10 protein-coding genes are annotated in these 14,857 nt (G+C 66.3%); 8 read left to right on the top strand and 2 right to left on the bottom strand.

What is annotated here, in order from left to right:
* Positions 1 to 320 precede the first annotated feature (320 nt).
* A complete protein-coding gene (locus J5M67_RS12000) occupies positions 321 to 1,997 on the bottom strand; it encodes an MFS transporter (RefSeq protein WP_207885539.1) in 1,677 nt (558 codons plus the stop codon).
* A gap of 490 nt (positions 1,998 to 2,487) precedes the next feature.
* Here J5M67_RS12000 and ccsA point away from each other — a divergent pair, with 490 nt between their 5' ends.
* The 5 genes from ccsA (at position 2,488) to peaD (ending at position 9,423) form a co-directional block, all read left to right on the top strand.
* Complete coding sequence (ccsA, locus tag J5M67_RS11995) at positions 2,488 to 4,665, top strand: cytochrome c biogenesis protein CcsA (RefSeq protein ID WP_207885538.1); 2,178 nt, start codon at positions 2,488 to 2,490, stop codon at positions 4,663 to 4,665.
* A 206-nt stretch (positions 4,666 to 4,871) separates the two neighbouring features.
* On the top strand, positions 4,872 to 6,440 hold the full coding sequence (peaA, locus tag J5M67_RS11990) for a quinohemoprotein amine dehydrogenase subunit alpha (RefSeq protein ID WP_207885537.1): 1,569 nt from the start codon (positions 4,872 to 4,874) through the stop codon (positions 6,438 to 6,440).
* 76 nt (positions 6,441 to 6,516) lie between these two features.
* Positions 6,517 to 7,947: a quinohemoprotein amine dehydrogenase maturation protein gene (peaB, locus tag J5M67_RS11985; protein WP_207885536.1), complete on the top strand. Its 1,431-nt coding sequence runs from the start codon at positions 6,517 to 6,519 to the stop codon at positions 7,945 to 7,947.
* A gap of 1 nt (position 7,948) precedes the next feature.
* Positions 7,949 to 8,272: a quinohemoprotein amine dehydrogenase subunit gamma gene (gene qhpC, locus J5M67_RS11980; protein ID WP_152223974.1), complete on the top strand. Its 324-nt coding sequence runs from the start codon at positions 7,949 to 7,951 to the stop codon at positions 8,270 to 8,272.
* A 29-nt stretch (positions 8,273 to 8,301) separates the two neighbouring features.
* On the top strand, positions 8,302 to 9,423 hold the full coding sequence (peaD, locus tag J5M67_RS11975; RefSeq protein WP_207885535.1) for a quinohemoprotein amine dehydrogenase subunit beta: 1,122 nt from the start codon (positions 8,302 to 8,304) through the stop codon (positions 9,421 to 9,423).
* 67 nt (positions 9,424 to 9,490) lie between these two features.
* On the opposite strand, the gene J5M67_RS29765 is transcribed toward peaD, so the two are convergent.
* On the bottom strand, positions 9,491 to 9,643 hold the full coding sequence (locus tag J5M67_RS29765) for a PSPA7_2676 family Cys-rich small protein (protein ID WP_279381565.1): 153 nt from the start codon (positions 9,641 to 9,643) through the stop codon (positions 9,491 to 9,493).
* Positions 9,644 to 10,016: 373 nt separating this feature from the next.
* Here J5M67_RS29765 and J5M67_RS11970 point away from each other — a divergent pair, with 373 nt between their 5' ends.
* Genes J5M67_RS11970 through J5M67_RS11960 form a run of 3 tightly spaced genes read left to right on the top strand, consistent with a single transcriptional unit; the run spans position 10,017 to position 14,853 of the window.
* The gene (locus J5M67_RS11970) at positions 10,017 to 11,411 is read left to right on the top strand and encodes a diguanylate cyclase (protein WP_207885534.1); all 1,395 of its coding nucleotides are present in this window, start codon (positions 10,017 to 10,019) and stop codon (positions 11,409 to 11,411) included.
* Between the two features lie 3 nt (positions 11,412 to 11,414).
* A complete protein-coding gene (locus tag J5M67_RS11965; protein ID WP_207885533.1) occupies positions 11,415 to 12,743 on the top strand; it encodes a glycosyltransferase in 1,329 nt (442 codons plus the stop codon).
* A 4-nt stretch (positions 12,744 to 12,747) separates the two neighbouring features.
* Entirely contained in the window at positions 12,748 to 14,853 is a 2,106-nt protein-coding gene (locus J5M67_RS11960; RefSeq protein ID WP_207885532.1) for a TolC family protein, read from the top strand.
* The last annotated feature ends 4 nt before the right edge of the window (positions 14,854 to 14,857 follow it).

Below are 14,857 nucleotides of genomic sequence, written 5' to 3'. Positions count from 1 at the left end.
TACCCGCTTTCGTAGGAGCAACTGTCTCCTTCTGGGGGGCCGTGCCAATGCATCCCCCTCACCCCAGCCCTCTCCCTCAGGGAGAGGGAGCAGTCCGAGCCGACTGACGCCAAGGTTTCATCCTGCGTCGAACGGTCCCCTCTCCCCCTGGGAGAGGGTTAGGGTGAGGGCCAACCCGAGCGCAGATATATCTCGTAGGAGCGGACCTTGTCCGCGAATGGTCAACCTCGCAGAAGAGCATCGCGGAGAAGCTCCGCTCCTACGAGAGCCGATCCTCCCTGCGGGCGTACAACCGCGAACGGTTGCACGCCCTGCGGGACTCAGCCGTGGTGAATCTCTCGGTCCTTGGTTTCCGGGAGGAAGAAGGTGCCGAGGATCGCCGTCATCACCGCGATGACGATCGGGTACCAGAGGCCGTAGTAGATATCCCCGGTGGCCGCCACCATGGCGAAGGCCACGGTGGGGAGGAAGCCGCCGAACCAGCCGTTGCCGATGTGGTACGGCAGCGACATCGAGGTGTAGCGGATGCGCGCCGGGAAGAGTTCCACCAGCCAGGCGGCGATCGGTCCGTAGACCATGGTCACGTAGATCACCAGCACGGTCAGGAGCAGCAGCATGGCCAGGTGGTTGATCTTCGCCGGGTCGGCCTTCTCGGGGTAACCGGCGTCCTTCAGGGCACTGCCCATCTGCGCGGTGAGGGCATCGGACTGTGCCTTGAAGTCCGCTGCCGCCATGCCGCTGCCTTCGAAGCTGGCGATGACCTTGTCGCCGATGTGCACCTGGGCCACGGCGCCGGCCTCGGCCTTGACGTTCTCGTAGGGGATGGCCTTTTTCGCCAGCAGGCTCTTGGCCAGGTCGCAGGAGCTGACGAATTTCGCCTTGCCCACCGGGTCGAACTGGAACGAGCACTGCGCCGGGTCGGCGACCACGGTGACCGGGTTCCGCTCCTGGGCGGCGAACACCTCGGGGTTACCGAACTGGGTCAGCCCGTGGAAGATCGGGAAGTAGGTCACTGCGGCGAGGATGCAGCCGGCCATGATGATCGGCTTGCGGCCGATCTTGTCGGAGAGGCTGCCGAAGAACACGAAGAACGGCGTGCCCAGCAGCAGGGAGCCGGCGATCAGGAAGTTGGCGGTCTGCGCGTCGATCTTGAGGATCTGCAGGAGGAAGAACAGCGCGTAGAACTGCCCGGTGTACCAGACCACGGCCTGCCCGGCGGTGCCGCCGAGCAGCGACATGATCACCACCTTGAGGTTGTCCCAGCGGCCGAAGGATTCGGTCAGCGGCGCCTTGGACGCCTTGCCTTCTGCCTTGATGCGCTTGAACACTGGCGACTCGGAGAGTTGCAGGCGGATGTACACCGAGACGATCAGCAGCAGGATCGACAGCAGGAAGGGTACGCGCCAGCCCCAGGACTCGAACGCCTCGGTGCCCAGCGCGGTGCGGCAGGCCATGATCACCAGCAGCGAGAGGAACAGGCCGAGGGTGGCGGTGGTCTGGATCCACGAGGTGAAGAAGCCGCGCTTGCCTTGTGGCGCGTGCTCCGCCACGTAGGTCGCGGCACCGCCGTATTCGCCGCCCAGGGCGAGGCCCTGGAGCATGCGCAGGGTGATCAGGATGATCGGCGCCGCTACGCCGATGGTGGCGTAGGCCGGTAGCAGGCCGACCACGGCGGTGGAGAGACCCATGATCACGATGGTGATGAGGAAGGTGTGCTTGCGGCCGATCATGTCGCCCAGGCGGCCGAACACGATGGCGCCGAAGGGGCGCACCGCGAAGCCGGCGGCGAAGGCCAGCAGGGCGAAGATGAAGGCGGTGGTCTCGTTGACCCCGGCGAAGAAGTGTTTGGCGATGATCGCCGCCAGTGAACCGTACAGGTAGAAGTCGTACCACTCGAATACGGTGCCGAGGGAGGAAGCGAAGATGACCTTGCGCTCCTCCTTGGTGATGCCGCTGTGGGGGGCGTTGCCCGCGGCCGGGCTGTATGTCTGCGCCATGTTCTTCTCCGTCTTGTTCTTGTGAAAGGCCGGAGTCCCTTCATACCGCTGCCGTACTCTGGCCCTGGGGCTGATGCCATCGTCATACGGATTGCGCGAAGCGTGAAAACAGGCGGCCTTGCCGGGGGCAAGGTCATGAATAAGGATAACCGGCATGACTCGGGTATCCAGTCATATGACCGGCAAACCCACGGCTGGCGCGGATGAGGACGTTATTTCCGACGCACGGACTCGGATAAGGCCGCTGCCGCGGTATTTCCGGGCCCCCCGTTGCGGCGTGCGCGCCCGGGGCATTCGACCATCGTCTAAAACTGTCCGAGATGTCTCAGGCTGATACAGCCGTCGCGAATTGCCACGGCCTCGCGTCCTTCTGCGTGGGGCAATGGATTGTTTCCCAAGGGTTTTTGCCGCTGGCACGCAATGTGAGAGGGCAGGAGTCCGTACGCCTGCCAGGTCAGGCGCCGTCAGAAGGGAGGTTCGCTTGAAGAGGATGTCGTCATTGCTTGCAGGGCTGTGCGCCGCGCTGGCGGCTTGCGCATTGCTCTGGCTGTCGCCGTCGCTGGGGAACGCAATGCTCTGGGCGGTCGCCGCGCTGATCGCCCTGGGGGCGCTGCGACCGGGCTTGCGCCTGCCCGGCTGGCCGCTGGCGCTGGGGGTGTTGTGCGGAGCCTGCCTGGCTTTGGCGCTGCATCTGATGGCCGACCACTTCCAGCTGCGCTACGCGTGGCTGTACAGCAGCGCGGCGCTGCCGGCGTACCTGAAGTTCTCCAACCTCTGGGGCGGCGACGAAGGCACGGTGCTGCTGCTGGCGACCTTCTGCATGGTCGCCGCCTTGAGCGGTCGCACGCTGGACGGCTGGGCAGGACGCGGGATGGCGCTGATCGCCGCCTGGTACGCGGCCACCGCCGCCTGGCTCGGACCCTTCAGCGCAACGCCCGGCGAATGGCTGGCGCATCAGCCCAGCCAGGGCATGAACGCACACTTGCAGACCTTCTGGATGTCCTTCCACGCGCCGCTGATCCTGTGTGCCTACGCCTGGGCGCTGGCGCCGGCAGGCGCCGCGCTCGGCGCGCTGGGGCAGGGCAGTGGCGCCTATGCCTGGATCATGCCGCGCTACAGCCGGCGCGCCTGGCTGGTGCTCACCGCCGGCATCGGCGCGGGCATGGCCTGGGCCATGGAGGATTTCACCTTCGGCCAGCTCTGGCACTGGGACCCGGTACAGACCTCGGCCTTCGTCATCTGGGCGCTGCTCGGCGCGGTGCTGCACGGCGCCCGCCGCTGGCGCGCCGACGGCGCCAATCGCCGCCTGCTGCCCGTGCTCAGCCTGCTGGCGGCGGCCATGGCCTGCGTGGCGATGGCGGTGACCCGCAGCACGGTGCTGGCCAGCTCGCACCGCTATATCGGCACCACGTCGTGGCTCAGCCACCTGGCGCTGGCGCTGATCCTGTTGCTGCTGGCGGCGTTCTACCTGCTGGCCGGCCGGCGCGCGCAAACGGAGGCAGGGCGCCGGCGCGGCACGTCGGACTGGACGCTGGACGTGGCCATCTACCTGTTCGCCGGCAGCGGACTGCTGGCCCTTGGCGCACTGGTACAGGCACATCTGTACGAGTGGCTGGGGCTGGAGCGGCCGAGCGAGCTCAAGCCCTTCTTCGAGACCCTGACCGCCTGGGCCACCACCGAGGAAATGGCCAGCCTGCGCCGTGCCTTCGACCAGTGGGACGTCAACGGCTACGGCCTGGCCCATTGGCTGCTGCCGTTGCTGGGCGTGCTCGGGCTGATCGGCGGCTACAGCTTCCTGCGTCGCGGCGTACGGCCCCGGTTGGCGCTGCTGGCGACCCTGGCGATGGTCGGGGTGATGCTCTGGATCGGTTGGCGCGGCGGCTGGCTGAGCCGCGGTTACAACGGTGAGGGCATGCTCTCGCAAAGCGTGGTGGCGGTGTTGCCCTGGCTGGATGCTGCGCTGCTGGGCGGCGCCTTCCTGATGGGCTGCTGCCTGCTCTGGGGTGCGCTGAGCCTGTGGCGCAGCCGGCGCCTGGGCAACCTGCGCTACAGCGGCGGGGTGGCCCTGGTGCACGGCGGCGCGGTGATCGCCCTGGTCGGCGGATTGGCGGCGACGGCGCTCAATACCTACCAGCAGGTCAGCATTGCGCCGGGCACCTCGTTCGAGCAGTGGCATCCGGTGATCGGCGGCATGCAGTTGCGCGTCTCGCCCGACTCCAATCGCCCGGATTTCTCCGGCTACCACGCGCTGGCGAAGGTGGAGCTGCGCGATGGCGAACGCACGCTCGCCGGCCATGCGCTGTTCCAGGACAGCCGTGGCAATCCGCCGGCCTACCAGGGCCCGGTCCGCCAGCTCTGCGAGATTCTCGACTACCACTACGCGCGCTTCGCCTCGGATCGGGGCTACGTGCTGCACCCCTTCATCGTGCGCGGCTGGAGCGGCGACCTGCAGGTCTGGGTGCCGGCCTCGGCACGCTTGTTGTTGAAGCAGCAGGACGACGATATCGAAAGCGTGGTGGTGATCCGTCGCTACCCGTTTCTCTCGCTGGTCTGGGTCGGCCTGCTGACGATGCTGTTCGGCGCCCTGTTGCTGCCGGCGGGCGGCGCTTTGAAAAAGCGCGGCCATACTGCTTCAGACGGCGTCGCAGAGGCCGTGTCTCAGAGTTAGACAGCAATCGCGAAATTAGACGCATCGAACCTCGGCCGGATTGCCGACGGCTCCGCTAAAACCCGACGCAAGCCTGATGCGGCGGGCCCCGCAAAGGAATGGCACACAAACTGCTAAATCGCTACCAAGCGTTCGACGCAATCGCGCTTAGCCCATCGGTGGGCACGAATAACCAACAAGAATACCGAGGAGGCCTGACCTTGAAGATGACACGACTTCGGCACTGTCTGGGTGCCGGAACCCTGGCCGCTCTGGCCCTAGCGCTGCACCAGCCGGCGAATGCCGCCGATGGCCAGGCGATCATCAACGCCAAGTGCCAGGCGTGCCACACGCCCGAAGGCAACAACTCCCTGAGCCGCATCAGCCACCAGCGCAAGACCCCCGAGGGTTGGCTGATGAGCATCGGGCGGATGCAGGTGATGTACGGCCTGAAGATCACCGACGACGAGCGTCGCTCGGTGGTCAAGTTCCTCGCCGACAAGCAGGGCCTGGCGCCGAGCGAGACCGACGGCGTGCGCTACGCCCTGGAGCGCCGGCTGAACACCGTCGAGAAGTTCGATACCAACTTCGAACAGATGTGCGCCCGCTGCCACTCGGGTGCGCGCATCGCCCTGCAGCGTCGCCCGGCGGCGGAGTGGGAGAAGCTGGTGAACTTCCACCTGGGCCGCTGGCCGTCGCTGGAGTACCAGGCGCTGTCCCGCGATCGCGACTGGTTCGACCTGGCGAAGAAGGACATGGTCCCGGAACTGGCCAAGCGCTACCCGCTGGACAGCAAGGCCTGGAACGACTGGAAGCAGCACCGTCCGAAGGCCGAGTCGCTGGCGGGTGAGTGGAGCTTCGCCGGGCACATGCCGGGCCGGGGCGACCTCGCCGGCACCATGAGCGTGGCCAAGAGCGGCGACGATGCCTTCAAGGTCAGCGTGAAGGGCCAGTACGCCGACGGCGAGGCCTTCAACGGCGAAGGCAGCGCGGTGCTGTACAACGGCTACGAATGGCGCGGCAACGTCACCGTGGGCGACCTGAGCATGCGCCAGGTGTTCGCCGCCCTCGACGGCCAGATGCAGGGCCGCATGTTCGACAAGGCCCACGACGAGCGCGGCCTGGACTTCGTCGCGGCGAAGAGCGGCACCAGCCACGTGCTGGGCGTGCAGCCGGCGTACATCAAGGCGGGCGCGGAGACCGAGGTCACCGTGGTTGGTACCGGCCTGAAGGGCAAGCCGTCGTTCGGCAAGGGCGTGGACGTGGTCTCGGTGGTATCGCAGAGCCCTGAGCGCGTGACCGTCAGGGTCAAGGCCGACGATGCGGCGACGGTCGGCGAGCACGATGTCGCGGTCGGCACCGCCAAGGGCGGCAGCCTGGCCGTGTACAAGGACATTGCCGAAGTGAAGGTGGTGCCGGAGTTCTCCGTCGCCCGTATCGGCGGCAACGGTGGCTCCACACCCAAGGTCCAGGGCAGCTTCGATGCCGAGGCCTGGGGCAAGGGCGCCGACGGCAAGCCGTTCCGCATCGGCGTGTTCCCCGCGCAGTGGTCGGTGGAGCCGTTCGATGACCGCGCCAAGGAAGACCAGGACGTGAAGTTCGCCGGAGAGATGGACGCCGACACCGGCATCTTCACCCCGGGCGACGCCGGCCCGAACCCGGCGCGCAAGATGATGACCAACAACGCCGGCAACCTGAAGGTGATTGCCGCGGTGGACGACGCGGGCCAGTCGCACAAGGGCGAAGGGCACATGATCGTGACCGTGCAGCGTTGGAACAACCCGCCGATCCCGTAACCGTCGGAGTCGGATGAACTGAACGCGTGAGTCCCGCCTGCGGGCGGGCACATTCTGAGAGTTCCGGGAGGTCGCCATGGGCGCCATCTTGAATCTGGTCGAACGCAACCTGCACGAAGTGCGGGTGGACGCCGACCGCCTGTTGTTCCACATCCCCAGCTCCTCGTTGTTCGCCAGCGACGAGCTGACCGGTGGGATCATCGACGCACTGCGCGGGCATGCCTGCTCGCCGGACGAGCTGACCCAACGCCTGGGCGGGCGTTTCGCCGCCGAGGAAATCGACGAAACCCTGCGCGAGCTGATCGCGCTGGAGCTGGTCAGCGATGGCTCGCCGCTGACCCCTGAAATCGGCATCAAGAAGGTTGATCGCACCGCGCTCAACACCGTGGTGCTGAACGTCAACACCGGCTGCAACCTGAGCTGCACCTACTGCTACAAGGAAGACCTGGACAAGCCCTCCGCCGGCAAGAAGATGGGCGCGGAGACCGCCGAGGCGTCGGTGGAAATGCTGATCAAGGAGTCGCCGGACGAGCAGCGCTACACCGTGGTGTTCTTCGGCGGCGAGCCGCTGTCCAACCGCCCGCTGATCGAGCACATGGTCGCCTACTGTGAGCGCCGCTTCGGCGAGCTGGGCAAGACGGTGGACTTCGTCATGACCACCAACGCCACGCTGCTCACCGAGGAGATCGTCGACTGGCTCAACGCCCATCGCTTCGGTCTCTCCATCAGCATCGACGGGCCGAAGACGGTGCACGACCGCAACCGCATCACCGTGGGCGGGCAGGGCACCTATGACGTGGTGCGGCGCAAGGCCGACATGCTCCTTTCGCGCTACACCTCGCGGCCGGTCGGTGCGCGGGTAACCCTGACCACCGGCGTCACCGACGTCGAGACCATCTGGGACCACCTGTTCAACGAGATGGGCTTTGCCGAGGTCGGATTCGCCCCGGTCACCTCCGGCGACATCAGCAGCTTCAACCTCACCGGGGAGGAGCTGAAGGATGTCTTCGCCAACATGAAGGCGCTCGGCCGGCGTTACCTGGACGAGGCGCTGGAAGGGCGCAACATCGGCTTCTCCAACCTGCACCAGCTGATCACCGACATCCACGAAGGGCAGAAGAAGGCCCTGCCGTGCGGCGCCGGCCTGAAGATGCTGGCGGTGGACCACAAGGGCGAGCTGAACCTCTGCCACCGCTTCACCGGTTCATCCTTGCCGACCTTCGGCAACGTGCACGAAGGGGTGAAGCAGGCCGAGCTGAACGACTTCCTGTCGCAGCGCCTGGACCGCACCGACACCGGCTGCGCCAGTTGCCGTATCCGCAACCTCTGCTCCGGCGGCTGCTACCACGAGAGCTATGCCCGCTACGGCGATCCGGCGCATCCCACCTACCACTACTGCGAACTGATGAGGGACTGGGTCGACTTCGGCATCGAGGTCTACAGCCGGATCATGGCTGCCAACCCCGGCTTCATCGACCGCCACATCACTCCGCGGAAGGCGCACTGACATGAAACATCTGAAAGCCATCAACAACAAAGCACAGAAGCTTGAACAGGCCGCCGCCGAAGATCGTATCGAAGACGTGGTGGCGATGAACTCCGTGGCCGGTTGCGCCTCGACCACCGACCCGGGCTGGGAGATCGACGTGTTCGGCGGTGTGTCCTCGCTCTGCCAGCCGATGGAAGCGGACCTCTACGGCTGCTCCGACCCCTGCTGGTGGCCAGCCCAGGTGCCGGACATGATGAGTACCTACCCCGACTGGAACAAGGATGCGCAGGCCTCGGCCGAGAACTGGCGCAACCTCGGCACCGTATTCCCGGACGACAAATGAGCGGACAGAAGAACAAGAGGAAAACCTGCATGTCCAGAAAAGCATTCGCCGCCGCGCTCGGCGGCCTCTCGTTGGCCTGCGCGCTGCAAGCGGTCGCCGCTGACGAGGGCAAGGCGCTGGAAAGTGGCCACGAGTACCTGATCAGCACCAACTATCCGAACAACCTGCACGTCATCGACATGCAGACCGACAAGCTGTTCAAGACCTGCACCATCCCCGGCGCCTATGGCCCGGGCATGACCCAGCTGTCGCCGGACCGCAAGGTGGTGTACATCCTGAGCAACCACTACGCGGACATCTACGGCATCCAGCTCAGCGACTGCCAGCCGGTGTTCCATGCCACCATCGCGCAGAAGCCGGGCGAGAACGCGCGGGCGATGTTCTCCATGACCGTCAGCCATGACGGCAAGGAGATCTACGCCATCGCCAACCCGACCAAGATCCTCGCCGAGCACTACGAGGTGCAGCAGCCGCGCCTGCAGGTGTACTCGGTGGCCGACGGTATGAACGCCAAGCCGGTGCGCACCTTCCCGGCGCCGCGCCAGCTGACCATCATGCAGACCGGCGACGACGGCACCCTCTACGTGGCAGGCCCGGACATCTACAAGGTGGACGTGAAGACCGGCAAGTTCGACGTGGCCATCCCCAGCCGCAACTGGAAGCGCCCCAACTACGCGCCGCCAGATGTGCTCTACGTGTGGAACCAGCAGACCTATCCGCGTGACTTCTCGCTGTTCTACACCACCGCGAAGTTCAAGGACGCCAAGCAGGACCCGGCCACCGCCGACTTCCTCTACGGCTTCTTCAACATTGACCTCGCTACCGGCAAGACCGAGACCGTCGACTTCGGCCCGGTCACCGAGGTGTACTTCAGCGGCATGCGCTCGCCGACCGACCGCAACATCATCTACGGCGTGCTCAACCGCCTGGCGAAGTACGACATCAAGGAGCAAAAGCTGGTCAAGGCCGCCAACCTGGATCACTCCTACTACTGTCTGACCGTCAACAAGGCCGGCAACAAGCTGTACCTGACCGGTACCTTCAACGACGTGGCGATCTTCGACGCCAACAGCCTGGAGCGCCTCGGCGATCTGAAGCTGCCCGGCGGCGACATGGCGATCACCACCAGCCAGGCCTTCGTGGCCAACTGATAGCTCCCCGGCGACACCCCGATGCCCGGAGCACCTGCGTGCTCCGGGCATTTCTTTCGGGTGGGTTTCAGATTTCCGGCTCCGGGCTCGGGCTTCTGGGGGCCAGGTAACGCTGCGCGCCGCAGCGCGCACAGCGCTGGCACAGCATCGACAGGTGACCGACATCGGTCAGACTTCCTTCATCCCACAGGCATCCCAGGAAAAAGCAGCGCAATCGCATGTGTCCTCCTCCGGATCGCTCCGGTTCATAGACAGGCAGAAGGTGCAGGTGACGCTCCTGGCTTGTTCTTGTGCGGAGACGGGTAGCAGCCTCGCGCTGGACGTCTAGAATGGACAATCTAAAGTGCTGGATGGTCTCTGGCAGCCGCCGCTCGTGAACTCTCGCCTGTGCTGGATACAGCGCAAGAGGCTGCGGAAGGCGCGTCGTATCAAGTGACAGCGCGCTAGAGTCAGTGTTGTATGACGGTAAATTACCGCCAATAATCTGGCGAAAAATACCGTTTTACAATTGCTGCGACAAATTAACGCCGCGCTCCTGATGTGTTTTTGCTATGATTGACTGCCAGGTTAAGGACAACTCGCAGAGATTTTTCATGAATACCGCGTCACCCCTGGCCGCAGTTGTTGGCACCCTTTCTTCCCGCTACAGCGGCGCTGAGCTGGATCATTTCGCCGATCTGGCCAGCCTGCAGTCGGCATCGACCTACGATGTGCTGCTCCTCGACATGCCTGGCGCCCAGGCCGGACAGATGCTCCGCAGCCTGCGCCAGGATCCGCGCTATCGCTTCGTCCTGATCTATTGCTGCCAGGATCTTGACCCCTGGTGCGTTGCGCTGAGCGATGGTGCGCCGCCCGCCGACACCGGCGCCATCACGCCGCTCTGGCGCCTGTGGCGCGAGCGTTTCAGCCTGTTCAACCAGGGACAGGCGCCCGCGCGCTTCGAGGAGCGCGTGCTGGCCTGGCTCTGGCTGCGCTCGCGCGGCGACGTGCACGCCGTGCGCGATACCTCCGTACCCCAGCATTACCGCTACCCGATCCTCGAAGCCCTGAGCGACAGCGAGGAGGTCAATCCCTTCTCCTGGCTGCAGCTGATGGGCCAGCAGGGCTGGCTGGAGGAAGGCGAACTGCTGGACCGCCTGCGCCTGTGCACCAGTTGTGGTTCGGGCCGCCTGAACTACGTGGACGTGTGCCCGGAATGCCACGCCCTGGATATCGGCCGCCAGCCGTCGCTGCATTGCTTCACCTGCGGTCACGTCGGCCCTCAGGAGCACTTCCTCAAGGACGGCTTGCTGATGTGCCCGAACTGCCTGACCCGTCTGCGCCACATCGGCAGCGACTACGACCGCCCGCTGGAGAACTACCGCTGCCGCAGCTGCCAGGCGTTCTTCGTCGACGCCGCCGTGGACGCGCGCTGCCTGGATTGCGGGCAGCACCATGAGCCGGACAAGTTGCGGGTGCGCGAGGTGCGTCATTTCCGCATTGCCGAAGCCGGGCGTCTGCGCTGCCGCGAGGGCTTCGCCGCCACCTCGGCGAACATGGAGCGATTCGGCAGCCTCAGCCTGTTGCCGCGGCAGGCCTTCCTGGAGCTGCTCACCTGGCAATTGCAACTGACCGCGCGCCACCGCAACCCGCCGTTCTCGCTGCTCGGGCTGCGCTTCGTCAACCTGCTGGAAACCCTCGCGGAACTGGGCGAGATGCGTGGCCACGCCCTGGTGGACGGATTGGTGGAGCGCCTGCAGGAAGCCGTGCGCGAGACCGACCGCTGCTCACGCATGAGCGAAGAAGTGCTCTGGGTGCTCATGCCTCAAACCGACGCCGCCGGCCTGGAGGTCGTGCGCCAGCGCCTGGCCAAGGGTGCCGAGCGCCTGACCCTGGAGAGAGCGACGCGCATCGAGGTGCGCCTGGCGGGCTTCACCGCGCCGGACGACCAGCTGGAGCAGGAAGACGCTGCCTTGCTGCTGGCCCGACTGGGGGGACAACTGGGCTGAAGCATGGAAGCGTTCATCGAACAATGGTTGTTGCTGCTCGGGGAGTTCGCCCGTAGCGACGGGTTCTTCCAGGCCGCCTTCATGTTGCTGCCGGCCCTCCTGTTGCTGGAAGTGCCGCTCAACCTGATGGTGCTGATCGGCGTGCTGCGCTGGTTCATGCGCAAGCCGTTCGAGCTGCCCAAGGACAACGGCTTCCGCCCTCGGGTGTCGTGCATCATCACCTGCTACAGCGAAGGACTCGACGTCCAGAAGACCCTGCTGAGCCTGTGCGAGCAGACCTATCCGGGCTACATCGAGATGATCCCGGTGGTCGACGGCGCGGCGGTCAACAAGCCGACCATGCAGGCGGTACGGGACTTCCGCGTCGACCCGACGCTGCACCCGCGACGCCTGCTGCGGCCGATCGCCAAGTGGCAGCGCGGCGGCCGGGTGTCGTCGCTCAACGCTGGCCTGGCGCACTGCACGGGCGAGGTGATCATGGCGCTGGACGGCGACACTTCGTTCGACAACGACATGGTCAGCCGCATGGTCCGCCATTTCGCCGACCCGGATGTGCCGGCGGTGGCGGGCAGCCTGCGGGTGCGCAATGCCTGGGCGTCGCTGACCACGGCGATGCAGGCGCTGGAGTACCAGCTGTCGATCCACATGGCCAAGATCGGCCTGAGCGAATGGAACCTGGTGAACAACGTGTCCGGTGCCTTCGGCGCGTTCCGCCGCAGCTTCCTCGACAAGATCGGCGGCTGGGACACCCACACGGCCGAAGACCTGGACATCACCCTGCGGATCAAGAACTACTTCGGCCGCCGGCCCCTGCGCATCCCGTTCGAGCCCGGCGCCATCGGCCATACCGACGCGCCGGTGAAGTTCCTGCAGTTCCTCCAGCAGCGGCTGCGCTGGGATGGCGACCTGTACTTCCTGTACATCCGCAAGCATCGCCACAGCTTCAACCCGCGCCTGCTGGGCTGGCCGAACTTCCTGATGACGCTGGTCACCGGCTTCTTCTTCCAGCTGGTGCTGCCGTTCATCATCTTCGGCTACTGCGTGATCGGCCCCCTGGTCGTGCCCCTGCCGCGCTTCCTGGCGCTGGCGTCGCTGATCTACCTGGTCTACCTGGGCATGACCCTGCTCCTGTACCTGGCCATGCTGGTGCTGGTTTCCGAGCGTCCGCGCCAGGACCTGAAACTGTTCCCGGTGGTCTTCGTCTTCCCCCTGTTCATGCTGGTCATGCGCCTGTGGAGCGCCGTGGCCATGCTCAACGAGGCCCTGCGCCGCGGCCATGAAGAAACCAGCATGGCGCCCTGGTGGGTGCTGCGTAAGGCAAAGAGGTTCTGATTTGATGATGCGATCCCTGCTACTGGGTTCCCTGCTGCTGGCTGCCGGCCTGTCCCGGGCCGACGTGCTGCCGTTGTCGCGGGTGCTCGACAGCGCCGACGACAGTGCCGTGCTGCAAGCCAATGCCGCCGACCTGCGGGCCCTGGACGCGCTCAAGGAGCAGCGCGAGGCCGAGGCGGGCTGGCAGTGGTACGGCGCGGGCAGCGCCGGGCACTACCGCGAGCTGGTGACCGAAGACGTGATCGACACCTACTACGGCCGCAGCCTCGCGCTGGGCCTGCGCCACCCCTTGCTGGGCAGCCTGCGGCGGCAGATGCAGGCGGTGTCCGCGGTCGAGCTAGACCAGCAGCGGCAGCGCTCCCGCCGCCTGCTGCAGAAGGCCGAGCAGCGGCTGGCGCTGCGCAGCGCCTATGCCGACTGGTGGCGCGCGGAAGAGGAAAATCGCTGGTGCCAGGCCCTGTTGCCCGACGCGGCGAGCGCCCGCGAGCGCCTGGCCCTGCGTCAGCGCCAGGGCTGGCTGTTGCCGTCCCAGGCGCAACTGCTCGACGGCCGCTGGCAGTCCCTGCAGCGTCGTTGTGCCTCCAACTCGCGGATGATGGATGACACCCGCGCCAGCCTGGCCGAACTCTCCGGCCTGGATATCACCCCCAGTCAGCAGGCCCAGGCGGAAGCGCTGGCGGAACAGGTGCAGCCCCTGACCAGCTGGCGCCAGGCACTGGAAGGCCATCCGCGCCTGCAGGAGCGCAAGGATGAATTGCGCCAGGCCGAGCAGAACCGCAAGTCGCCCTGGTACGACAGCATCGATTCCAGCTTCAGCGTCGGGCAGAGCTTCGAGGACCGCAGCGGAGCCACCAGTACCGGTAATGGGCTGGTCGCCAGCCTCAACTTCTCCACGCCCTTCGACCTGATGTCCTACGGCCAGGCCCGTGGGCGGGAAGGGGAGGCACGCCATCAGGCCGCCCTGGCCCGGTTGGGCGCCGAGCGCCAGCAGTTGCTGCAAGCCCTGGGCAAGGCCCTGCAGGACCAGCGGCGGGCGGTGGAGGACCTGGAGCGCGAGCGCGAGCAACTGGCCGTCTCGTCGGTGGCCCTGCGCGAGCAGCGCCTGCGTGCGGATCGTTCGGCCGAAGGCTCGCTGGCCGAGGTGCAGGCGGTGGAGCTGGAGCGCTACGACAACGGCATGCGCCTGATTGCCGCGTGGCATGCCGCCTGGTTGCGCGAAGCCGCCCTGCGCATGTTCGTCGACGATGACCAGGCCCTGAGCCCGCTGCTCGGCGTGCAGACGCTCGGCTGGCAGCCGCCGGCAGGCGCCCAGGCGAAGACCGGAGGCAACGCCCCGAGCAAGGCTAACCCGTCGCGGGACGCGGCCTGGAACCAGGGCGTGTACCTGTGGAAGAGCCAGGCCCTGTTGCAGCCCGATACCCGCCGTGCCGAGCTGAAGGCGCTGCGCGGCGCCGGTATGCAGCGCCTGTATGTCGGGCTCGACGCGCGTCAGGTGGCGGATATCCCGGCCCTGCGCAAGCAGCTCGACGGCACCCTTGCCGATGCCCGTGCCCAGGGCATGCAGGTCGTCCTGCTGCTGGGCGACCCGGCGTGGCTGTCGGCCGATGGGCGCAAGGACCTGCTGGCGCTGCTCGGCCAGCTTCGCGATGTGCGATTCGACGCCGTGCACCTGGACCTGGAGGTCGAGCAGCTCGGCTGGCCGGTACCCGACAGCCGTCTGCAGGACTGGCTGGATACCACGGGCGCCGTCGCTCAGCTCAATTACTGGCCGCTGGAACTGTCCAGCCACCCGCGCTGGTTCGCCGAGTCCCATGGTGGCCCGTGCGTGCCCTGTGCCTTGCCCGGACGCGGCGTGAAACAGGTCAGCCTGATGATCTACACCCGTAACCCCGAACGCAGCGCGGACCTTGCGGCGTCCATCGCCCGGCGTTGGCCGGCGCTGCGATTCCGGCTGGCGCAGAGCGTCGAGCCGCAACTGTCGGCCGAGGAGTCCTGGGCCGGGGCGTCGGGCGTCCAGCTGCAGCAGCAGGTGGAGCGCTGGCGCACGCGCCTGCAGGCGGCCGGAGTCTCCGGCATCGATTGGCAAGATTGGTCCCATTACCCGCATTGAGCAT

The sequence above is a fragment of the Pseudomonas sp. 30_B genome, assembly GCF_017491605.1.
In the GTDB taxonomy this organism is placed as follows: domain Bacteria; phylum Pseudomonadota; class Gammaproteobacteria; order Pseudomonadales; family Pseudomonadaceae; genus Pseudomonas.
Note: the sequence above shows the minus strand (reverse complement) of the source record. Positions and strands in the feature narration are given on the sequence as shown.